This window comes from Peribacillus sp. FSL M8-0224, from assembly GCF_038003055.1.
In the GTDB taxonomy this organism is placed as follows: domain Bacteria; phylum Bacillota; class Bacilli; order Bacillales; family DSM-1321; genus Peribacillus; species Peribacillus frigoritolerans.
Genome location: NZ_JBBOOJ010000001.1, coordinates 1305101 through 1327547 on the forward strand (window position 1 = coordinate 1305101; position 22447 = coordinate 1327547).

The 22447-nt window shown below is 41.2% G+C and carries 26 protein-coding genes; all 26 read left to right on the forward strand.

Going from position 1 to position 22447, the window contains the following annotated elements:
• Position 1: 1 nt before the first annotated feature.
• Positions 2-232 carry a KH domain-containing protein gene (locus tag MKX49_RS06355; RefSeq protein WP_048684915.1) on the forward strand — a complete coding sequence of 77 codons (231 nt, stop codon included), beginning with the start codon at positions 2-4 and terminating at the stop codon, positions 230-232.
• 221 nt (positions 233-453) lie between these two features.
• Positions 454-840, forward strand: coding sequence for a YlqD family protein (locus MKX49_RS06360; protein WP_034313711.1), 387 nt, complete (start codon positions 454-456; stop codon positions 838-840).
• A 10-nt stretch (positions 841-850) separates the two neighbouring features.
• Complete coding sequence (rimM, locus tag MKX49_RS06365; protein ID WP_340875714.1) at positions 851-1369, forward strand: ribosome maturation factor RimM; 519 nt, start codon at positions 851-853, stop codon at positions 1367-1369.
• Complete coding sequence (gene trmD / locus MKX49_RS06370) at positions 1369-2103, forward strand: tRNA (guanosine(37)-N1)-methyltransferase TrmD (protein WP_048684912.1); 735 nt, start codon at positions 1369-1371, stop codon at positions 2101-2103. The genes rimM and trmD overlap by 1 nt, the downstream gene beginning before the upstream one ends.
• Before the next feature lie 130 nt (positions 2104-2233).
• Positions 2234-2581 (forward strand): 50S ribosomal protein L19, encoded by a 348-nt coding sequence (gene rplS / locus MKX49_RS06375; protein ID WP_034313702.1) that lies wholly within the window; start codon positions 2234-2236, stop codon positions 2579-2581.
• 219 nt (positions 2582-2800) lie between these two features.
• On the forward strand, positions 2801-3361 hold the full coding sequence (lepB, locus tag MKX49_RS06380) for a signal peptidase I (protein ID WP_063231882.1): 561 nt from the start codon (positions 2801-2803) through the stop codon (positions 3359-3361).
• Between the two features lie 17 nt (positions 3362-3378).
• Complete coding sequence (ylqF, locus tag MKX49_RS06385) at positions 3379-4251, forward strand: ribosome biogenesis GTPase YlqF (RefSeq protein ID WP_048684908.1); 873 nt, start codon at positions 3379-3381, stop codon at positions 4249-4251.
• 155 nt (positions 4252-4406) lie between these two features.
• A complete protein-coding gene (locus MKX49_RS06390) occupies positions 4407-5189 on the forward strand; it encodes a ribonuclease HII (RefSeq protein WP_223255880.1) in 783 nt (260 codons plus the stop codon).
• A gap of 14 nt (positions 5190-5203) precedes the next feature.
• Entirely contained in the window at positions 5204-5563 is a 360-nt protein-coding gene (locus MKX49_RS06395; protein WP_340875719.1) for a hypothetical protein, read from the forward strand.
• A 98-nt stretch (positions 5564-5661) separates the two neighbouring features.
• The gene (locus MKX49_RS06400; protein ID WP_340875721.1) at positions 5662-6012 is read left to right on the forward strand and encodes a hypothetical protein; all 351 of its coding nucleotides are present in this window, start codon (positions 5662-5664) and stop codon (positions 6010-6012) included.
• Positions 5999-6364, forward strand: coding sequence for a hypothetical protein (locus MKX49_RS06405; RefSeq protein ID WP_340875723.1), 366 nt, complete (start codon positions 5999-6001; stop codon positions 6362-6364). The genes MKX49_RS06400 and MKX49_RS06405 overlap by 14 nt, the downstream gene beginning before the upstream one ends.
• An 88-nt stretch (positions 6365-6452) precedes the next feature.
• Entirely contained in the window at positions 6453-7130 is a 678-nt protein-coding gene (locus tag MKX49_RS06410; protein WP_340875726.1) for a hypothetical protein, read from the forward strand.
• The gene (locus MKX49_RS06415) at positions 7127-7399 is read left to right on the forward strand and encodes an EscU/YscU/HrcU family type III secretion system export apparatus switch protein (protein ID WP_340875728.1); all 273 of its coding nucleotides are present in this window, start codon (positions 7127-7129) and stop codon (positions 7397-7399) included. Before MKX49_RS06410 ends, MKX49_RS06415 begins: the two co-directional genes overlap by 4 nt.
• Before the next feature lie 477 nt (positions 7400-7876).
• Positions 7877-9037 (forward strand): ADP-forming succinate--CoA ligase subunit beta, encoded by a 1161-nt coding sequence (gene sucC, locus MKX49_RS06420; protein ID WP_048684894.1) that lies wholly within the window; start codon positions 7877-7879, stop codon positions 9035-9037.
• Between the two features lie 18 nt (positions 9038-9055).
• On the forward strand, positions 9056-9958 hold the full coding sequence (sucD, locus tag MKX49_RS06425) for a succinate--CoA ligase subunit alpha (RefSeq protein ID WP_048684890.1): 903 nt from the start codon (positions 9056-9058) through the stop codon (positions 9956-9958).
• Positions 9959-10076: 118 nt separating this feature from the next.
• A complete protein-coding gene (dprA, locus tag MKX49_RS06430) occupies positions 10077-10943 on the forward strand; it encodes a DNA-processing protein DprA (protein ID WP_340875732.1) in 867 nt (288 codons plus the stop codon).
• Positions 10944-11208: 265 nt separating this feature from the next.
• Positions 11209-13284: a type I DNA topoisomerase gene (gene topA / locus MKX49_RS06435; protein ID WP_048684883.1), complete on the forward strand. Its 2076-nt coding sequence runs from the start codon at positions 11209-11211 to the stop codon at positions 13282-13284.
• 401 nt (positions 13285-13685) lie between these two features.
• A complete protein-coding gene (trmFO, locus tag MKX49_RS06440; RefSeq protein WP_048684880.1) occupies positions 13686-14993 on the forward strand; it encodes an FADH(2)-oxidizing methylenetetrahydrofolate--tRNA-(uracil(54)-C(5))-methyltransferase TrmFO in 1308 nt (435 codons plus the stop codon).
• Positions 14994-15052: 59 nt separating this feature from the next.
• The gene (xerC, locus tag MKX49_RS06445) at positions 15053-15955 is read left to right on the forward strand and encodes a tyrosine recombinase XerC (protein ID WP_048684877.1); all 903 of its coding nucleotides are present in this window, start codon (positions 15053-15055) and stop codon (positions 15953-15955) included.
• Between the two features lie 20 nt (positions 15956-15975).
• Positions 15976-16503, forward strand: coding sequence for an HslVU peptidase proteolytic subunit (gene hslV, locus MKX49_RS06450; protein ID WP_048684874.1), 528 nt, complete (start codon positions 15976-15978; stop codon positions 16501-16503).
• 12 nt (positions 16504-16515) lie between these two features.
• Positions 16516-17925, forward strand: a complete 1410-nt coding sequence (hslU, locus tag MKX49_RS06455; RefSeq protein WP_340875735.1) for an HslU--HslV peptidase ATPase subunit — start codon at positions 16516-16518, stop codon at positions 17923-17925.
• Positions 17926-18032: 107 nt separating this feature from the next.
• Positions 18033-18812, forward strand: a complete 780-nt coding sequence (gene codY / locus MKX49_RS06460) for a GTP-sensing pleiotropic transcriptional regulator CodY (RefSeq protein WP_034313657.1) — start codon at positions 18033-18035, stop codon at positions 18810-18812.
• Positions 18813-19558: 746 nt separating this feature from the next.
• Positions 19559-19954, forward strand: a complete 396-nt coding sequence (gene flgB, locus MKX49_RS06465) for a flagellar basal body rod protein FlgB (RefSeq protein WP_063596280.1) — start codon at positions 19559-19561, stop codon at positions 19952-19954.
• Positions 19954-20412, forward strand: coding sequence for a flagellar basal body rod protein FlgC (gene flgC, locus MKX49_RS06470; protein WP_340875739.1), 459 nt, complete (start codon positions 19954-19956; stop codon positions 20410-20412). Before flgB ends, flgC begins: the two co-directional genes overlap by 1 nt.
• 22 nt (positions 20413-20434) lie before the next feature.
• Positions 20435-20743: a flagellar hook-basal body complex protein FliE gene (fliE, locus tag MKX49_RS06475; RefSeq protein ID WP_340875741.1), complete on the forward strand. Its 309-nt coding sequence runs from the start codon at positions 20435-20437 to the stop codon at positions 20741-20743.
• Positions 20744-20836: 93 nt separating this feature from the next.
• A complete protein-coding gene (gene fliF, locus MKX49_RS06480) occupies positions 20837-22435 on the forward strand; it encodes a flagellar basal-body MS-ring/collar protein FliF (RefSeq protein ID WP_340875743.1) in 1599 nt (532 codons plus the stop codon).
• Positions 22436-22447: the final 12 nt, after the last annotated feature.

Genomic DNA, 22447 nt, shown 5'->3' on the forward strand with positions numbered 1-22447 from the left:
GATGAAAGCACTTATTGAAACGATTGTTTCAGCACTTGTGGATTATCCGGAAGAGGTCATCGTGACCTCCAAGGAAGAATCCGACCGGATTGTTTATATCCTCTCCGTTCATAAAGAGGATATGGGCAAGGTGATCGGTAAACAAGGGCGTGTTGCTAAGGCGATTCGGACTGTGGTATATGCAGCAGGATCTTCACAGCAGAAGAAAATCTATTTGGAGATTTCCGAATAAGGAGGGTTAATACCCCTCCTTTTTTTGTACTTCAAGAAAGTGAAATTTCGACTTGGATCCTAATTGAATAGACCCGGACTTTAAACTTTACGCCTTTTTAAGACGCATCTTTTACCGATTTACGTTATACTTAAGAGAATGACCCCCATTTCAAAAAGATTACCCCATCATACATATTTTTTGAAGGAAATAAGAAATCATAGATAATAGGAGGTGCTGGAATGAAAATTCTCCAAAATGTAATCGTTAACCAAGTATTAACGGAATCCAGCAAGAATCAGCTCCTCGAGAAATACAAGTCAAAACGCCTTCAGCTTCAAAAAGAGAGTGAACAGCTTCGCTTTGAACTGAAAAAACTTGAAAAAACAAGAACTCTCCAACCTGCTAGTCTCCGTGCTCATTTTGAAAAAGAAATAAACCAGAGGCAAGAAAAAATTAAACTGCTTGAATTTCAAATGGAGCAGTTGGAGATCCTTCCCGCAGGTAGTGAATTGAAGGAACGGGAAGTTCAAAGTATCATTGATGTGGAAATTGGGGCAGATTGGGACGAAATCATGGCAACGAAGACCATTGTCATAAAAGATGGAATCGTCTCGGAAATTCGTTAGAGGTGAAAGAATGGAAAAATGGTTTAATGTAGGTAAAATTGTCAACACACATGGTCTTTTAGGAGAAGTCCGTGTGATTTCTTCAACAGACTTTCCAGAAAAACGGTACAAAGTGGGAAATACTCTGTATCTGTTTAGGGACACGGAGAAAAAACCCTTGCCCCTTATAATCAGGTCGCATCGCACCCATAAAAACTTTAACCTATTGACGTTCGAGAATTATTATAACGTCGGACAGGTTGAAGCATTTAAAAACGGGGTCCTGAAAGTGAAGGAAGCACAGCTTGGTAAATTGGACGAAGGTGAGTTCTACTTCCATGAAATCATCGGCTGTTCGGTATTTACGGATGAAGGAATGGAAGTTGGGGAAATCGTTGAGGTTCTTACGCCTGGTGCCAATGATGTTTGGGTCATTAAGAAAGCTGGCAGTAAGGACATCCTGATCCCGTATATTGAACAAATTGTTAAAGAAGTGGATATTTCCGCTAAAAGGGTCATCATTACACCGATGGAAGGACTTTTAGACTGATGAAAATCGATGTGCTTTCGCTTTTTCCAGAAATGTTCGAAGGGGTATTTGGTTCGTCAATCTTAAAAAAGGCTGCGGAAAAGCAGGCTGTGAGCTATAAGGTGACCAATTTTCGAGATTATGCAGATAATAAGCATTCGACGGTAGATGATTATCCTTATGGAGGCGGTGCCGGAATGGTATTAAAGGCACAGCCGATCTTTGATGCTGTGGAAGCTCTTAAAGGGCAAGGGGAGCTAACCCCAAGGGTAGTCCTCCTTTGTCCCCAGGGAGAGCGTTACACGCAGAAAAAAGCCGAAGAGTTTGCTGAAGAGGAACATCTCATTTTCATTTGCGGGCATTATGAAGGGTATGATGAGCGCATCCGGGAGCATGTCGTAACGGATGAAATATCTATTGGTGACTTTGTGCTTACAGGCGGGGAATTGGGCGCAATGGTCATTATTGACAGCGTTGTTCGCTTGCTGCCGGGCGTTTTGGGAAATGTTGACTCCCCGATCCTTGATTCCTATTCTTCTGGTTTGTTAGAGCATCCCCATTATACTAGACCTGCAGATTTCAGGGGGATGAAAGTTCCCGATCCGCTAATATCCGGGAATCATAAAAAAATCGATGAATGGCGGATGAAGGAATCTCTGCGCAGAACTTGGATTCGACGTCCGGATTTGCTCGATAGTTATGAACTATCGGAAGTTGAAAAAAAATTATTGTCCGAGATTAAAAAAGAAGACTGATGTCTATTGCATCGACGTTTAGAGTATGATAGGATATACCTTGTGACTTGGGCAAAATGCTCAGTCTTATAACGATGTTCCGCTGCAAACAATAAGTATTTGCAAGAGCGTCCAGGAGGAGTTGAAATCGATGCAAAATCTTATTAACGAAATCACAAAAGAACAACTTCGCTCAGATCTTCCATCATTCAGACCTGGTGACACAGTACGTGTACACGTAAAGGTTATTGAAGGAACTCGCGAACGTATCCAGTTGTTTGAAGGCGTTGTAATCAAACGTCGTGGCGGCGGAGTTAGTGAAACTTTCACAGTGCGTAAGATCTCTTACGGCGTTGGAGTAGAACGTGCTTTCCCTGTTCACACACCAAAAATTGCGAAACTAGAAGTTATCCGTCACGGTAAAGTACGTCGTGCGAAACTTTATTACCTACGCGAACTTCGTGGTAAAAAAGCACGTATTAAAGAAATTCGTCGTTAATTCTTCGAATATCTTCATGCGGGTTTACCATGATCCACATAAGGTGAATAACCAAACAGTATCATGCAAAAAAGGGAGCTTGTTTATCAGGCTCCCTTTTTGCACTTTAAGAAACGATATGAATGCACATAGGGTGAAAGCTATATAGAATCCTGCTCGCTATAGCGTCCGCGACATGTTAAAATAATTGTTGATATGCTTCAAAAAGGGTGGGTAAGGATGGCGAAAAAGAAAAATGAATTGTGGGAATGGACAAAGGCGGTCATAATCGCGGTTATAGCGGCGACGCTGATTCGTTATTTCCTCCTGGCTCCTATTGTTGTGGACGGTAATTCCATGATGCCGACATTAAAGGATACGGACCGCATGATCGTTAATAAAATCTCCTATTCGATTGGCGAACCCAAAAGATTCGACATTATCGTTTTCGAAGCTCCAGAAGGCAAAGATTACATAAAACGGGTCATCGGATTGCCAGGGGAAAAAGTGGAATATAGAGATGATACTCTTTACGTGAATGGAAAAGCTTATGATGAGCCATACTTGGATGAATATAAAGAACAATTGATTGATGGCGGGGCTTTGACGGAACCTTTTACATTAAGTGATGTCATAGAACAAGGAACGGTGCCTGAAGATCACCTATTTGTCCTGGGGGATAATCGCCGTTTCAGCAAGGATAGCCGCCATATTGGTGTAGGTGTCGTTCCTTACGATAAAGTGTTAGGAAAAACTAAATTAGTTTATTGGCCGATCGAAGACTTTCGATTGGCGGAATAGTAGGAAGGTGGATTCCATTGACAATACAGTGGTTCCCTGGCCATATGGCCAAAGCAAGACGGGAAGTAACAGAGAAATTAAAACTGATCGACATCATCTTTGAACTTGTGGATGCCCGGATTCCGGCATCTTCACGAAATCCGATGATCGACGAAATCATTCAGCATAAACCGAGGGTCATCCTTTTGAATAAAGCTGATATGGCCGATCCGGCAAAAACGAATATGTGGCTGGAACATTATAAATCGCAGGGGAAAACGGCGATTGCCATTAACTCACAGGCAGGAAACGGTTTAAACCAGATTACAGCTGCATCCAAAAATCTTTTAAAAGAAAAGTATGAGCGGATGGAATCAAGAGGAATAAAGCCGAGAGCGATCCGTGCCATGATAGTCGGCATTCCTAACGTGGGGAAATCGACTTTAATCAATCGACTTGCCAAAAAGAACATTGCCAAAACAGGAAATACACCTGGAGTCACTAAAGCGCAGCAATGGATAAAAGTGGGTAAGGAATTGGAATTGCTCGACACGCCGGGGATTCTCTGGCCGAAATTCGAGGATCAAGAAGTAGGTTTGAAGCTTGCGTTGACAGGTGCGATCAAGGATACGATTTTAAACTTGCACGAAGTCTCATTATATGGCCTTCGCTTTTTGGAAAAAGAATACCCGGAAAGACTGAAATCCCGTTATAACCTGGATGTAATTCCACAGGAAACGCTCGAATTGTTCGATGCTGTTGGAAAGTTCAGGGGCTGTTTAGCATCTGGGGGCTTCATCGATTATGACAAAACCGCAGAGTTGGTCGTACGTGAAATCCGTTCAGAAAAGATGGGCCCGCTTACGTTCGAGGTTCCTTCGGATTATGAAAAGGATGATATCCCCGAATAAGATTAACATTGACTTGAGTGTTGTAATACGGAGCTGGAGTTGGATGTCGAAAAGATTTTTTCTTTTTGATGTCTCTTTTCCGCTCCGTATTTTTGTTTGAACTGTAGAAAAGAAGCAAGACTGCCGATAATTAAAATGATGGGTGATAAAAGATGATAACTGCAATGAGCATTAAGGAAATCTCCTTAAAGTTAAAGACGATAAGAGAGCCGGAAGATTTATTTTTACAGAAATGCCGGGAGGACGGACGGAAGGGAGTAACCGACTTAGTAAACAAATGGCAAAGAACTTATGAAAAAGAACAACAGGTAAGGGATGCTTTCACGGAAATGACAGAGTTTGAAAGGCAATTACGGAAACAAGGGTTTTCCATTCTCGCTGGCATCGATGAAGTGGGAAGAGGACCTCTTGCGGGACCGGTTGTGACAAGTGCAGTCATCTTGCCTGATTCTTTTTATTTGCCAGGGCTTAATGATTCTAAAAAGATTCCGGAGTCAAAAAGGGAACAGTTTTATGAGATGATTTTTAAGGAAGCGATATCCGTAGGTGTAGGTGTTGTACATAGCGAAGTAATTGATGAAATCAATATATATCAAGCTACGAAAAAGGCAATGGTGGCTGCAGTGAACGATCTGTCAGAACTTCCGGATCATTTGTTGATCGATGCGATGGAACTGGATGTGCCGATTCCCCAGCTTTCCCTCATAAAGGGGGACGCAAGAAGCATTAGCATCTCTGCGGCATCCATAATAGCCAAGGTGACTCGTGATAGGATGATGAAGGAATATGGTGAAAAATATCCGGAATATGGTTTTGAAAAGCACATGGGTTACGGGACAAGCCAACATTTAGAAGCGCTCGACATACACGGGCTTACACCTTGGCATAGAAGAAGTTTTGCACCGGTTAAGGAAATCGCTGCACGAACGAAGGAATAAGGGGGGGATGAGTGGTGCAATCCATAAAAAGCAGTCAACCCGTAGCTTCACCCATTGAAATAAAAGGAACTGCGAGTTTGAAAAACGGGCAAATCCTTTTCGGGAAGGTGAATAAGTTTTTTCTTAACCAAACGGCCGAGGTACAGGTTGGCCATCAAAAAATGGTTGCCACTCTTGATATCCCGCTTCGTACAGGAGTGAAGTATTGGTTTCAAGTGCAGCAACCAATTGAGGGGTGTGTCGTGTTAAAAGCTTTAGATTCCCCCAATTTGAACGTTTCTGGCTTAAAGGGAACAGTTGCACAATTGATCGCTCACCTCGGCATAAAACCTGAACCGGCCGCAACCAAGCTTGCCGAATACCATACCTGCTGACAAACCGCCTTCCGATAACCAAGGAAACTTTTCAATCCGCTTTACAATGGTTAAAAGCTGCTGATGCTGCAGAAGTTGGTCTGCCTGTAATAAAAACAATGTTCATTCAGCAACTGCCTTTTGTAAAAGGTGTATTTGATGCATTATTTACGCAGTCCAAAGGTGAACCTTTCCACAAACTCCTCAGTGGCTTCAGGCAGCAGCTGCAGGATGGTGGGGCAGTAACGAGGACTGCCTCCAAGCTAATGGAGGTATTGGACTCTTTACATGTTGCCAAACAGAACCAGCTTCAACAAATCGGTTTACAAAAACTTGTGACCGCTTGGCTGAATTCCGATTCAACGCCAGAAATGAAATCCGGGGCATTTTCCCTGCTTCAAAAGACGGGTTTCGTTTCCAAAGGGAATGACGGAATCCGTCTTTCTGGAAAGTTTAATGGATGGAGCTGAGGTTAGGTCCGGTATTCCTAAAAATTCAGCGATTGATAAATTACACCAAGGATTGCAGCTGCTTTCCGCAGCTAAAGGCGGAGCATTTGCACAAGTTGAAGAAATCGAAATGGCTATTAACCGCATATTGAATAGTCATGATCATGAGAAGGCAAAACTGCCGATTGATATCCACTCGATGCAGAGAAAAAACATTTCTGCAGAAAAACTTACCCCTCTTGCCTTTCATTTACTCCAGAATGCTTTTGCCGAAGCGATAGCTACAAAGGCAGTAGACGGAAAAATAGAAGTGAATGACCTTATAGGCTACTTGAATAAGGACACAGAGCAAGTAGCTGAGTCGAAGGGTTAAAGCTGCTGAATTACTGTTTCGGTCGCTTAATAAGCCTCCTGAGGCCCAATCCGCTAGGATTAATGAGAAGCTGGTCCTTTCACATGTATTGGCAGCTGATTTTCAAACAATCGATTACACCCATGGACCTTCTGTCGCACACCAACTGAAAGAAATGACCAAGATCCTTGGACTCCAGCTGGAACATGCACTCATTAATCTTCCAGGAGATGATTTGGCAGATTTCCCCAATGATTTAGAGACACTTAAACCGCTGCTGCTTAAATTGCTGAATGAGCAAATTCCGGCAGCTATCAAGGAAATGGCAGAACAAATCCTGAATCGGATTACAGCGCAACAGATCCTTTCACAGGAAAACGGGCCGATTCAGAATTTACTCCTTACACTTCCACTCAATCTGGGATCTACTAAAACGGATCTGACGTTACAATGGAGCGGAAGGAAGACAAAAGAAGGCAAAATAGACCCGGATTACTGCCGAGTCCTATTTTATTTAGAATTGGAGCACCTTGAAGAGACGGTCATCGACATGCAGGTTCAAAACCGAATCATAAAAGTGACGGTCATCAATGGGCATGGTGCAACCCTTGAAGAGGCAGCCGGTCAATACCTTGACATCCTGAGAGAGAATCTTGGGAAAATGGATTACAGATTATCAGGAGTTTCGTTTGTAAATCCCGTATATGAAAAAGAGCGGGACCTTAGGGGGGAACCGATTCTTTTTACAGAAGCAGGTTCATATAGTGGAGTGGATATTCGAATATGATAAATGATAAACGAAAAGAAGCCATTGCATTAAAGTATGATCAAAAGACATCCAAAGCGCCCGTCATATTGGCCAAAGGGAAAGGGAAAACGGCTGAAACTATTATGGATAAGGCCATGAAACTCGATATACCGGTCCAAAGGGACGAATCGCTTGCTGCACTTTTAGGTCAATTGGATATAAATCAAACGATTCCTGAAGAATTGTATGGAGCTGTTGCAGAGGTATTTGCATTCATTTATAAAGTTGACAAGGACATGAATCGGTAGGAGACTAACCATCTGGTTTCACCAATGGGTTTCTGTTGGTTTATGTAGAATATTAGGAGAATTACTGTCGATTTTTCATTATATTAAAAAAATACTAAACTATTTGTAAAAGGACAAGGCGACAGGGCTTTGTCCTTTTACTTTTCTTTGAATCAAGACCAGGATAACCGTAGTTATTCATGAGAATATCTTTGGAACAATAAATTGAAAAGGCTTTCACGGGAGTGTTTTTGATAGAAATATGACTCTTTTTGTACTAGAATTGCAGATCCGAAATAAATGATATTAATAAGAAAAAAACACAACGGCGCAGAAGGTTTTTTCTATTTTTTTAAAGGGTAAGGAAGTATATTATAATAATATTTTAAAAATTATGTGAAAGAATATTATGCACGAGGGAGAATTTTGTTGTAATATGATAGAGAAAACACGCATTAAATTTCAAGGTTGTTTTTTAGTAGATAAGGAGGATGGGAAATGAATATCCATGAGTATCAGGGGAAAGAGATATTGCGACAATACGGGGTATCCGTTCCAAATGGCCGGGTTGCCTTTACTGTTGATGAAGCAGTTGAAGCAGCGAAGGAGTTAGGTACGGAAGTTGTTGTCGTCAAAGCTCAAATTCATGCGGGCGGCCGCGGTAAAGCCGGCGGAGTCAAGGTAGCAAAGAATCTTGATGAAGCACGTACATATGCAGAAGAGATTCTTGGCAAGACACTGGTGACCCATCAAACGGGACCTGAAGGCAAGGAAGTTAAGCGTTTACTTATTGAAGAAGGCTGCGACATTACGAAAGAGTATTATATCGGGCTTGTCCTTGACCGTGCTACGGACAGTGTCGTATTGATGGCTTCTGAAGAAGGCGGTACGGAAATTGAGGAAGTGGCCGAAAAGACACCAGAGAAAATATTCAAAGAAGTAATCGATCCGGTTGTAGGCCTGACTGGTTTCCAAGCACGGAGGATTGCATTCAATATCAATATTCCGGCTCCACTTATAAATAAAGCTTCCAAACTGATGATTAACCTATATACAGCTTTCGTTGAAAAGGATTGCTCAATCGCAGAAATCAACCCATTAGTGGTAACGGGTGACGGCGATGTAATGGCGCTTGATGCTAAATTGAACTTCGATGATAATGCGATTTACCGCCATAAGGACATCGCGGAGTACCGTGATTTGGATGAAGAGGATGCGAAAGAGATTGAAGCATCAAAACATGGCCTAAGTTACATATCGCTTGACGGAAATATCGGATGCATGGTTAATGGTGCCGGGCTTGCTATGGCGACGATGGACATCATTAAACATTATATGGGAGATCCGGCTAACTTCCTTGACGTTGGTGGCGGCGCCACTGAGGAAAAAGTAAAAGAGGCTTTCAAAATCATCCTTTCCGATCAAAATGTTAAAGGCATCTTCGTTAATATCTTCGGAGGAATCATGAAATGTGACATCATCGCTACAGGCGTCGTGGCTGCTGCCAAAGAGCTTGGACTGGATGTCCCTCTTGTTGTTCGTCTTGAAGGAACGAATGTGGACCTTGGCAAAAAGATTCTAAAAGAGTCAGGTTTAAATATTACGGCTGCTGAATCAATGGCAGATGGAGCACAAAAAATAGTATCACTTGTAGGATAATAGGCAGGGGGGAACATAATGAGCGTTTATATTAATAAAGATACGAAAGTGATCGTTCAGGGAATCACTGGTGCAACAGCATTATTTCATACAAAACAAATGTTGGAATACGGCACGAAAATCGTAGGGGGAGTCACTCCGGGTAAAGGTGGAACAGAAGTGGAAGGGGTACCTGTATTCAATACAGTTTCCGAAGCTGTCACTGAAACCGGTGCGAGTGCATCTGTTATCTATGTACCGGCACCATTTGCTGCCGATGCAATTCTTGAAGCCGTAGACGCAGAACTTGATCTTGCCATTTGTATCACGGAACATATTCCTGTACTGGATATGGTCAAGGTGAAGCGCTACATGGAAGGCAAAAAAACTCGCTTGATCGGACCGAACTGCCCAGGTGTCATTACTCCTGAAGAGTGTAAGATTGGTATCATGCCAGGGTATATCCACAAAAAAGGCCATGTAGGCGTAGTTTCTCGTTCTGGAACTTTGACATATGAAGCTGTTCACCAATTATCGCAAGCAGGCATCGGACAATCTTCGGCTGTCGGTATCGGTGGAGATCCCGTTAACGGAACGGATTTCATTGATGTTTTAAAAGCGTTCAATGAAGATCCGGAAACACATGCGGTGATCATGATCGGGGAAATCGGCGGAACGGCGGAAGAAGAAGCGGCAATCTGGGTGAAGGAAAATATGACTAAGCCAGTTGTTGGTTTCATTGGTGGCCGTACGGCTCCTGCCGGTAAACGCATGGGACATGCCGGTGCCATTATCTCAGGAGGAAAAGGGACGGCTGACGAGAAAATCCGCGTAATGAACGAATGTGGAATCAAAGTTGCCGAAACTCCATCCGTAATGGGAGAAACATTGATTTCCGTTTTAAAAGAAAAAGATATTTACGAACCTTGTAAAACACATTGATTTAAGCTTGGCCGACCTTTTTTTGGGTCGGTCTTTATTTCCTCGAATTTCCTCGGGAGAGACCAAGTACATCACTATCAACCTACCTTTAAAAATATCCGATTAGGGGCGTTTCCGATTGAATAAAAAAGAAAAGTTAATCCATCTCCATCATTGCCGCGGAGCAGGATGGAAAACAATCCAAGCAATCATGTCCAAAGACCCATCATTATCTTCCCTGTTCACGACGAATTACGTTGAATGGGCAAAAATGCTCCCTATCCCTTCAAATAAGCTTAACCTCTTTCTCAAAGATTTACATTCACTCCATTCCATCGAAAAACTTAAAAAATACGAAGATAGCCAAATCCATTGTTTAACGATCTTCGATGATGAATATCCTTTTTTGCTAAAGCAAATATTCGATCCTCCGTGGGTTCTTTATTTTAAAGGTGATAAGAAGCTTTTAACAAGGAAGAATACCCTAGGTGTTGTTGGAACACGCAAGCCAACCTCGTATGGGCTGGAGGCCTTAAAAACGATTCTATTACCGCTTGTAAAGAAAAAGTTCGTGATCATAAGCGGAATGGCGGCTGGAATCGATGCAGAGTCACATAAGATCACATTAAGGGAAGGCGGAGATACGATCGGGGTTTTAGGCGGAGGGCTTAAGCAAATATATCCGAAATCCAATTTTACCCTTGCTGAAGAAATCATGAATAAAGGCCTGCTTATATCTGAGACTCCACCGGAAGTGAAGGCGGAACCATGGATGTTTCCACTTAGGAATCGAATCATCAGCGGATTATCACAGGGCGTATTCGTGGTAGAGGCAAAAGAAAGAAGCGGTTCCCTTATTACGGCACAAGCTGCTTTGGAACACGGCAGGGAAGTATTTGCGCTTCCTGGTAATGTTACGAGCCCTGAATCACAGGGTACCAATCAATTGATTTATGATGGTGCCAAACTTGTTTTTAGCTCCAGGCAGATCGAGGAAGAGTTTTGAACAATATAATATAGAAGATAGACGGAGAATCAAACGGGAAAATTGAAAAAATAGGTGCTTTTTTTGAAGGGTGGGTTGAATTATTAGACAAAAAGGTTGAAAATATTGTAAAACTGTTATAAGTTTTGCAAATGGCACCTCTTGTCAAAAAACTAGAAATAAATGAATCAGCATGCTTTGAAAAGTAAAGAGGTGTTGACAAATGATTTTTGAATGATTAATAATAGTGAAGATTTATATTACCTCTTTGAGGAGGATTTATTGGATGTCAGAATACTTAGTGATTGTGGAATCGCCCGCAAAGGCGAAAACAATAGAACGTTACTTGGGAAAAAAATATAAAGTAAAGGCTTCCATGGGGCATGTACGTGATTTGCCTAAAAGTCAAATGGGTGTCGATGTTGAACATGAATATGAACCTAAATATATAACTATCCGCGGCAAAGGCCCGGTTTTAAAAGAATTGAAAACAGCTGCAAAAAAAGCGAAAAAAATCTATCTCGCGGCTGACCCCGACAGGGAAGGGGAAGCAATTGCCTGGCATTTGGCTCACAGTCTTGATGTTGACGTTAACTCAGATTGCCGCGTGGTATTCAACGAGATCACGAAAGAGGCTATCAAGGAATCATTTAAATCGCCAAGGCCAATAAATATGAAATTGGTTGATGCTCAGCAGGCAAGAAGGGTCTTGGACCGTTTGGTCGGATACAATATAAGCCCGTTATTGTGGAAAAAGGTGAAAAAGGGCTTAAGCGCGGGACGGGTCCAATCGGTTGCTGTACGGATGATCATTGACCGGGAGAAGGAGATCAAAGATTTTATCCCGGAAGAGTATTGGACAATCAAGGCTGATTTTGTAAAAGGAAAAGAACAGTTTGAAGGTTCTTTCTTCAGCCTTGGCGGCGAGAAGAAGGAATTAAATACCGAAGAGGACGTCAAAAAAGTGCTCGCTTCTTTAAATGGCGGCGAATTTACGATAGGAGCTGTGGCTAAAAAGGAAAGAAGGCGTAATCCAGCAGCACCTTTTACAACTTCTTCCCTGCAACAGGAAGCGGCACGTAAATTGAATTTCCGTGCGAAGAAAACCATGATGCTTGCTCAGCAGCTTTATGAAGGAATCGAGCTTGGCAAGGAAGGTACAGTCGGGTTAATCACTTATATGAGAACCGATTCGACCCGGATTTCAGATAGTGCCAAAGAGGAAGTCCATACGTTCATTCAAAATAGTTATGGTAAAGAATATGTTCAGGTCGAGCAGCGCAAGGAGAAAAAACAAACTAATGCCCAGGACGCGCATGAAGCCGTCAGGCCAACAAGCACATTACGTGAACCGGGCGTAGTCAAGGAGTTCTTATCCAGAGATCAATTCCGTCTTTATAAATTGATTTGGGAACGATTCGTTTCCAGTCAAATGTCTTCGGCGGTCATGGATACGATGAGCATCGACCTGCATAACGGGGATGTCATCTTCAGGGCAAATGGTTCAAAAATTAAATTTCCGGGTTTCATGAAGGTATATGTTGAAGGGTCCGATGACTCGGTGGAAGAAAAGGAAAATGCACTTCCTGATGTGAAAAAAGGAGATCAATTCTTTTCAAAAGATATCGAGCCGAAGCAGCATTTCACACAGCCTCCGCCCCGATATACTGAAGCCCGTCTGGTCAAGACCCTAGAGGAACTGGGAATAGGCCGTCCGTCTACATATGCGCCTACCTTGGATACGATCCAAAAACGGGGCTATGTTACCTTGGATAATAAACGGTTCATCCCGACAGAGCTTGGTGAGATCGTTCTCGAATTGATACGCGAATTCTTCCCGGATATTCTCGATGCAGAGTTCACTGCCAAGATGGAACAGGAATTTGACAGCGTTGAGGAAGGCAATATTGAATGGATTAAGGTCATCGATGAATTTTATAAAGAATTTGCAATTCATTTGGCTAAAGCCGAAGTCGAGATGGAGAAAATTGAAATCAAAGATGAACCTGCAGGTGAAGATTGCGTGGAGTGCGGACATGGGATGGTCTTTAAGATGGGACGTTATGGAAAGTTCATGGCATGCAGTAATTTCCCGGATTGCCGTAACACCAAACCAATCGTCAAAGAAATCGGTGTCAAATGCCCAAAATGTAAAGAAGGAAATATCATTGAAAGGAAAAGTAAAAAACGCCGCATATTTTACGGGTGTGATACTTACCCTGGATGTGACTTCATATCTTGGGATAAACCGCTGCCGCGGAGTTGTCCAAAATGTGAAGGTACACTTGTTGAGAAAAAACTCAAAAAAGGTGTCCAGGTCCAGTGCATGGATTGTGATTTTAAAGAAATGCCCCAAGCATAGAAAAGGCCTTGAAATCGTTTACTTTCCTTGTGAACTATCGAAAAACCCTAAATATAAATGGACTCGGCATCTGCCGGGTTTCTTTATGTTCAGGGAAGTATGATATCATGGTGATAGGTGGATTTACTTCCAAGAAGAAAATGGATAAAGCTTGAAACTTTTTTATTTAGGCCTTGTGATGTAAAATTCAGTGGACAAGTACATTCTTTTAAAGATATAATTCCTATTTGCGTCCGTTACCCTTTTAGTAAATAAGGATGGCATATTTTTAAAATAATCGTTAGCAGGAATGAGTATTTCGGGTATAAATACATAGATATCGTTAAAAATGAAACTTCTGGAAAGCAGTTTTAATGATAAATGATCCTGTCTTATCATATCTATACATGGAGGTTCGAAAAATGAAAGAAACAAAAGTAAGTGTAATCGGTGCTGGGCTTGCTGGAAGTGAGGCGGCTTGGCAGTTAGCTAAAAGAGGAATTAAAGTCGATCTATATGAAATGCGCCCTGTAAAACAAACGCCAGCCCATCATACCGATAAATTCGCTGAACTTGTTTGTTCCAATTCACTTCGGGCAAATACGTTAACAAATGCAGTTGGTGTATTAAAAGAAGAAATGCGTATACTGGATTCGGTCATCATGTCCGCAGCGGATGCTTGTGCTGTACCGGCTGGCGGTGCATTAGCCGTTGATCGTCATGAATTTGCCGGTCTTGTTACGGAAAGGGTCAAAAATCATCCAAATGTAACGGTCATTAATGAAGAAGTGACGGAAATTCCGGAAGGTCCTACCGTCATTGCAACCGGTCCGCTTACAAGTCAGTCACTATCTGATAGCTTAAAGCAAATCATGGATGAAGAATACTTGTACTTTTATGATGCTGCCGCACCAATTCTTGAAAAAGACAGCATCAATATGGATAAAGTATATTTGAAATCCCGTTATGATAAAGGGGAAGCAGCTTATTTGAACTGTCCGATGACGGAAGAAGAGTTTGACCGCTTTTATGATGCATTGATTGCTGCTGAAACAGTCCCGCTTAAAGAATTCGAAAAAGAAATCTTTTTTGAAGGCTGCATGCCCATTGAAGTAATGGCATCACGCGGGAAGAAAACGATGTTATTTGGTCCATTGAAGCCAGTTGGCCTAGAAGATCCAAAAACGGGAAAACGTCCTTTTGCTGTAGTTCAATTGCGTCAGGATGATGCGGCAGGAACACTTTACAATATTGTTGGTTTTCAGACACATTTGAAATGGGGGCCGCAAAAAGAAGTATTGCAGCTCATACCTGGATTGGAAAATGCGGAAATTGTACGTTATGGGGTCATGCATCGAAACACTTTCATAAACTCACCTAATGTTTTGAAGCCAACATACCAATTCAAGAATCGGGATGATTTATTCTTTGCCGGTCAGATGACTGGCGTTGAAGGGTATGTTGAATCGGCTGCGTCGGGACTTGTCGCAGGTATCAATGCTGCAAGGATCGTCGAAGGTTTGGAGCCTATCATTTTCCCTGCGGAGACGACGATGGGCAGTATGGCAAGGTACATAACGTCGACGAATGGTAAGAGCTTCCAGCCGATGAATGCCAACTTTGGATTGCTTCCAGACCTTGAAGTGAGAATCAAATCCAAAAAAGAGCGGAATGAAACGCATGCTAAACGCGCTTTGGACACAATTCAGAACTTTGTGAAAAATTTGTAAAATATTTGCCTGCTGTTTTAAAGTATGATACTATTTATTAGCCTTTGCGAGGTGTTTCCATGATTAATCAAAAAAAGGCATTATCATCCTTCATCGAATATTTACAAATTGAAAAGAACAGTTCACATTACACCATTGAAAATTACAAACGTGATATTCACGAATTTTTCCTGTTCCTTAATGAACAGGGGATTGAGGACATCACGTCCGTTGAATATCTTGATGTCCGGTTATATTTAACGAATTTATATGAGAAAAAACTTTCTAAGCGCACTGTTGCAAGAAAAACTTCTTGCTTGCGGAGCCTTTATAAATTTTTACTGCGTGAAGGTGATGTGAAGGATAACCCTTTTTCCCTTGCTTCTTTACCTAAAAAGGATCAAAGACTGCCACGTTTTCTCTATGAGAAGGAAATGGATCAGTTGTTTTCTTCTTTAAAGAAAGATTCACCGATAGGAATAAGGAACAATGCCTTACTGGAATTATTGTATGCTACAGGCATTCGCGTAAGTGAATGTTGTGATATTAAACTGCAGGATATCGATCTTTCCTTAGGGACAGTACTGATCCATGGAAAAGGAAAAAAGGATCGCTACGTTCCGGTTGGTAGATATGCACAGGAAGCGATAGATTTATACATACGTACAGCCAGGATGGAATTGACTTCGTCTGACGCCAAGGCGCATGTTTATTTATTTGTTAATTTTCGTGGAGACCCTCTGACACCTAGGGGAGTTCGCTATATATTGAATGAATTGATTAAAAAGTCAGCCGCAGATGGAAGTCTTCATCCCCATATGCTAAGGCATTCGTTTGCTACACACCTATTGAATAATGGGGCGGACATTCGCACGGTTCAGGAATTGCTTGGTCATTCAAAAATTTCATCAACGCAAGTGTATACGCATGTTACAAAAGACCAATTGAAAAAAGTCTACAATGCATCACATCCGCGGCCTTAAATGTTGAAAGGGGACACTTTATGACAACGATATTTGCAGTGCATCATAAAGGTGAATGTGCCATGTCCGGTGATGGGCAGGTTACTTTAGGAAATTCAGTAGTGATGAAGCATACAGCGAGGAAAGTAAGAAAAATCTTTAATGGTAATGTACTTGCAGGTTTTGCTGGTTCCGTTGCAGATGCTTTCACTTTATTTGAGATGTTCGAAGCTAAACTTGAAGAGTATAATGGCAATCTTCAGCGCGCTGCCGTTGAAATGGCAAAGCAATGGAGAAGTGACAATGTATTGAGAAAGCTTGAAGCCATGCTAGTCGTGATGGATAAGAACCATTTACTGCTCGTTTCTGGCACCGGGGAAGTAATTGAACCGGATGACGGGATTCTCGCCATAGGATCGGGAGGGAATTATGCATTGGCAGCCGGCAGGGCATTAATGCGGTTTTCCAGCGACCACTTATCGGCAAAGGAAATCGCTCAATCATCTTTACAAATTGCAGCGGAAATTTGTGTATTTACAAATACGAATATAATCGTGGAAGAGTTGTAAGGAGGAGCGCAAATGTCAAAAAAAGCTAATTTAACACCGAGGCAAATCGTTGAAAAACTGGATCAGTATATCGTTGGGCAGCGTGAGGCAAAACGGGCAGTGGCAGTGGCTCTTCGGAATCGCTACCGACGTTCCCTTCTCTCGGATCAACTTCGTGACGAAGTCGTTCCGAAGAATATATTAATGATTGGACCGACAGGTGTTGGGAAAACAGAAATAGCTCGGAGAATGGCTAAATTGGTGGGTGCTCCTTTTGTAAAAGTTGAAGCAACGAAATTTACGGAAGTCGGGTATGTCGGCCGGGATGTAGAGTCCATGGTCCGTGATTTGGTGGAGACTTCCGTCCGCCTCGTGAAGGAAGAAAAGATGGCCAGTGTAAAGGAACGGGCAGAAGAAAATGCAAATCGCCGTTTAATAGAGCTATTAGTGCCATCGGCTAAAAAACAGAGTAATTTCAAGAATCCTCTTGAAGTCTTTTTTGGAGGCAATAACAATCAAGACGAACAGGATCCGGAAGAAAATTCCGAAGATTTAAGTTTGCAGGAAAAAAGAAAAATCGTCGCTGAAAAGCTGGCTAATGGTGAGCTGGAAAGTGAAATGATAACGGTCGAAGTGGAAGAACAGGCTGCTTCTATGTTTGATATGCTCCAAGGTTCGGGAATGGAACAAATGGGGATGAACATGCAGGACGCTTTAGGAAGCTTGATGCCGAAAAAAAGCAAGAAGCGCAAATTGAAAGTAAGTGAAGCGAGAACCGTTTTAACAAATGAAGAAGCGGCAAAATTGATTGATATGGATGAAGTAACTTCAGATGCAGTATACGGGGCTGAGCAAAATGGGATTATCTTCATAGATGAAATAGACAAAATTGCCAGTAAGCAATCTGGAAGTTCATCAGCGGATGTATCAAGAGAGGGTGTCCAAAGGGATATCCTGCCAATTGTTGAAGGTTCAACAGTAGTGACTAAATATGGTTCAGTTAAAACGGATCATGTCCTATTCATTGCTGCAGGGGCCTTTCATATGGCTAAGCCATCCGACCTAATCCCGGAATTACAAGGTAGATTCCCAATTCGTGTAGAATTGAACAAACTGACTGTAGATGACTTTGTGCGGATTCTGCATGAACCCGATAATGCCTTGTTAAAACAATATGTTGCTTTATTGGAAACTGAAGGTATAGAAATTGAATTTTCTGACGATGCTGTTCGTAAGATAGCAGAAGTGGCCTTCGAAGTAAATCAAAACACAGACAATATTGGTGCAAGAAGACTTCATACCATTTTGGAACGGTTGCTTGAAGACTTATCTTTTGAAGCTCCGGAAATAACGATGGAGAAGATTACAATTACGCCCCAATATGTCGAAGGTAAGCTTGGTTCTATCGCCCGGAACAAAGATTTAAGCCAGTTTATCCTTTAATTAGAAACAATTTTGGCAATGATTTGCCTAAGCAATGAACATAAAATTACGGAAATACAACTTCATAGTTATTGTGAACCATGGTATTTTTAGGAGGAACAAATCAAATGAACTTATTAGCAAAAACAAGAAAAATCAATGCAATGCTCCAAAAAGCAGCAGGTAAAGCAGTTAACTTCAAGGAAATGGCTGAGAGTTTAAGTGAAGTTATCGAAGCAAATGTATTCGTCGTCAGCCGCCGCGGGAAATTACTTGGCATCGCAGTAAGTCAGCAAATTGAAAACGAACGCATGTACAAAATGTTGGAAGATAAACAATTCCCTGAAGAGTACACAAAAAACCTGTTCAATATTCCTGAAACCTCTTCGAATCTTGATATCGAAAGCGAATATACTGCTTTCCCAGTCGAAAACAAGGAACTTTTCTCAACTGGATTAACAACGATCGTACCGATTATGGGTGGGGGAGAACGTTTAGGAACATTGGTTCTTGCCCGTTTACAAGAAAAATTTCACGATGATGATTTAATTTTGGCTGAATATGGTGCGACTGTAGTCGGTATGGAAATCCTTCGTGAAAAATCAGAAGAGATAGAAGAGGAAGCTCGTAGTAAAGCTGTCGTTCAAATGGCGATTTCCTCGTTATCTTACAGTGAATTGGAAGCAATAGAGCACATCTTTGAGGAACTTAAAGGTAATGAAGGTCTGCTTGTAGCATCAAAAATTGCGGACCGTGTCGGCATCACCCGTTCCGTTATCGTAAATGCCCTAAGGAAACTGGAAAGTGCTGGGGTCATTGAATCACGTTCTCTTGGAATGAAAGGTACTTATATCAAGGTATTGAACGATAAATTCCTTCTTGAATTAGAGAAGCTTAAAAATAATTAACATATAGAAAGGCAGTCCTTGAAAAAAGGGCTGCCTTTTTTTGATATTTGGATGTGTTACTGTCCGGGACAAACAGGTAAATACGGTGAAGGGCAGGGGGAGGGAAAAGAGGTAATTCAGATAAAATGGACATGTGAATATGGGCATGCTTCTGTTTGAAGCAGAAAGTAGTTAAATATTTCCCATAAAGGGTAATTATATTATTATAACTGTCGAAATGGTGTAAATGAACGATAGGATAACTTTTTGATTCTTAAAAGACTATTGATAACGGTTTTAGTCATTAGAGAAATTTGTCGAATGGTTCAAAACTTTGATAAAAACGGTTTTTTTTCAAAAAAGAAAAAATGCAGCAATCCGTTGTTTTCTTATAAATCCTTTATTTTAAAGGGTGAAATCAACTAAAATAAATTAAAAATTTGAAAGTAAACGTGAAAATTAGTTCTAAAGTATCAGGTATATAGGTAGGTTTTTCGATATGATATAAAAGTTAATAGAAGTAAAATTTGGTTAATATGTAGAATATCATATTAAAATGTAAGATTACGTAATATTAACCCTATAATGATACTAAGAAAAAAGACAAAATTGAGCAATTTGTGACAAATTTCGACGATAATAGGTCTAAAGTCTATGTATTGTTTATGGACATAGTTATAATGTTTCTTTAAAATTAAAACGTAAATCGGCTGGGTTAATTTATTGATAAAGTAATTATCTGTCAATTATAGAAAGAGGTGATCGATATGGAATTATTTTCGAATACTTTTCAATCACTAGAAAATGCCCTTGATTATTCTAATGCAAAACAAAAAGTCATTTCACAGAACATAGCCAATTCGGACACGCCTAATTATAAAGCTAAAGATGTTGACAAAACAAAGTCCTTTAAGGCAGAGCTGGAATCTTCCCTCGAGTCATATCGTACCGATGAAAGACACTTTACCTTCAAATCAGAGGGGAGTCATGCTTCTCACATCGTGGCGCAGAAAAATGTCCGATATAACAACAATGGAAATAGCGTGGACATTGATAAGGAAATGACGGATCTTGCTGCCAATCAAATTTACTATAATGCAGTAACCGACAGGCTTTCGGGTAAGTTTCAATCATTGCAGAATGTAATTAGAGGAGGTAAGTGATGGGGATCTTCCAAAGTATAAACATGACCGGATCTAGCCTGACGAGTCAAAGGGTTAGGATGGATGTAATCTCTGCTAATATGGCTAATGCCGATACGACCAGGGCGGAATATGACGCTGAATCGAAAACATGGAAGCCATACACAAGAAAATCGGTTGTGTTGCAAAGTAAGGAAAATGGTTTTTCGAGTTTCTTAAACGCAGCATCCGGAAAAACGAGCGAAGTAGGGAATGGAGTGAAGGTGACTGGAATAGTAGGAGATAAAACACCTTTTGCACTGGATTACAATCCCGACCATCCTGATGCCAATGAAGATGGTTATGTTGAAATGCCAAATGTCGACCCACTTAGGGAAATGGTTGATTTAATGAGTGTCACACGTTCATACGAAGCGAATGTGACAGTTCTAAATGCATCAAAGGAAATGATGATGAAGGCTTTGGAAATCGGAAAATAAAATCTTGAAAGGAGATGTTGTCATGGAGGGGATTTCTCTTTCGGCAGTGACCAATGCAAATCATGTACTAAAAAAAGATCAGAGCAATACTAATACACCATACGAAGCACAGAGGGATTTTGCGTGGGTATTAAAAGAATCAATGAATAAAGTCAACGAAACACAAGTGGCATCTGATGACCTTACAACCAAATTGGTTAATGGAGAGGATGTTGAGCTTCATTCGGTGATGATAGCTTCACAAAAAGCCAGTGTCACCATGCAGGCTACATTAGAGGTTCGGAATAAGGTTGTGGAAACCTACCAGGAAATGATGAGAATGAGTATATAGCATTCATTTTTTAACCTCATAATATAGAGAAAAATGACCAGGGGGAAAAGAAATCCCCCAATCATAAATTCATAGACTGACCGGGGGATTTAAATGAATGAAGTACTAGTAAATTTTAAAAACAAAATAACTGCTTACTGGACGAGCCGCAGTAAAAACCAAAAAATCATGATGGTTGGTTCAGCAGCATTAATTATCATCATCATTACGACGGTTTCAATTTTAACCACGCGTACGACGCTGGTGCCCTTATACTCCAACTTAACTCCATCGGAAACGGGGAGCATTAAAGAGAATCTAGACAGTCAAGGGATTATGAATGAAGTTTCTGAAAATGGAACGACCATAAAAGTTCCTGAAGAAAGACTGGATTCACTTAAAGTGGAACTGGCAGCAGAAGGAATTCCGGAATCGGGCAGCATCGACTATTCCTTTTTTAGTCAGAGTGCCGGTATCGGCATGACTGAAAATGAATTCAATGTCATTAAATTGGACTCGATGCAAACGGAATTGGCCAGTTTAATAAAAAAGATTGATGGAGTGGAAGATGCCAGTGTAATGATCACTCTTCCTGATGAAGGAGTTTTTGTCAGTGATTCAGCTGGGGAAGCGTCAGCATCCATTGTATTGAATACGAAACCCGGTTATAAATTTGAGGAAAGTCAAATCAATTCCCTTTACCATCTTGTCTCAAAAAGTGTTCCGAATCTCCCTACAGATAATATCGTCATTATGAACCAAGAGTTTGAGTACTTCGATCTTGAAAAACAAAATTCTTCTTTTGCGTCCGTATTTGCTACCCAAAACGAAATAAAAAAAGAGATAGAACGCGATATTCAAAGACAGGTACAAAATATGCTTGGAACGATAATGGGAAGAGACAAAGTCGTAGTTTCAGTCACGACAGACATCGATTTCACTCAAGAAAATCGGGAAGAGAATTTAGTTGAACCGGTCGATGAAGAAAATATGGCTGGGATTGAGATTTCTGCGCAAAGAATCAATGAATCGTATAGCGGGGACGCAGCGGGGGCAGGAGGCGTTCCGCAAAGTGAGGATTCCTCAGATTCATTGGGAACCCAATATGCTGAAGGCACAAACGGTTCCGGTGATTATGAAAAAGTGGATGAAACGATAAATAGTGAAGTGAACCGAATCAAGAAAGAAATAGTCGAAAGCCCATATAAAGTTAAAGATTTAGGTATTCAAGTCATGGTCGAGCCGCCTTCAGCTGACGATCCGGATTCTTTATCTCAACAGAGTGTGGATGATATTACACAAATCCTAGGTACGATAATACGCACGACAATCGAGAAAAAAGCTGAAGGGGAAGAACTGACGGACGAGGAGCTTAATAATAAAATTGCGATTTCCGTTCAGCCGTTTAACGGAAAAATGAAGGTGCAAAAAGATGAAACGAATCCTTCGTTACCAATTTGGGCGTACATCGTCGGCGGAGTGCTAATACTTGCCATTATCATTCTATTAATCTTATTCCTCCGGTCCCGAAAACAAGCTGAAATGGAAGAGGAGTACGTGGTTGAAGAGGAAGAGGTCGTATTCGAAGTTCCGGATTTGAACAAAGAGAAGGAAACGGAAGCATCCTTAAAAAGAAAACAATTGGAGAAACTTGCAAAAGAAAAGCCGGATGAATTTGCAAAATTATTAAGAAGCTGGATAGCGGAAGACTAGGAGGCTTGGAAA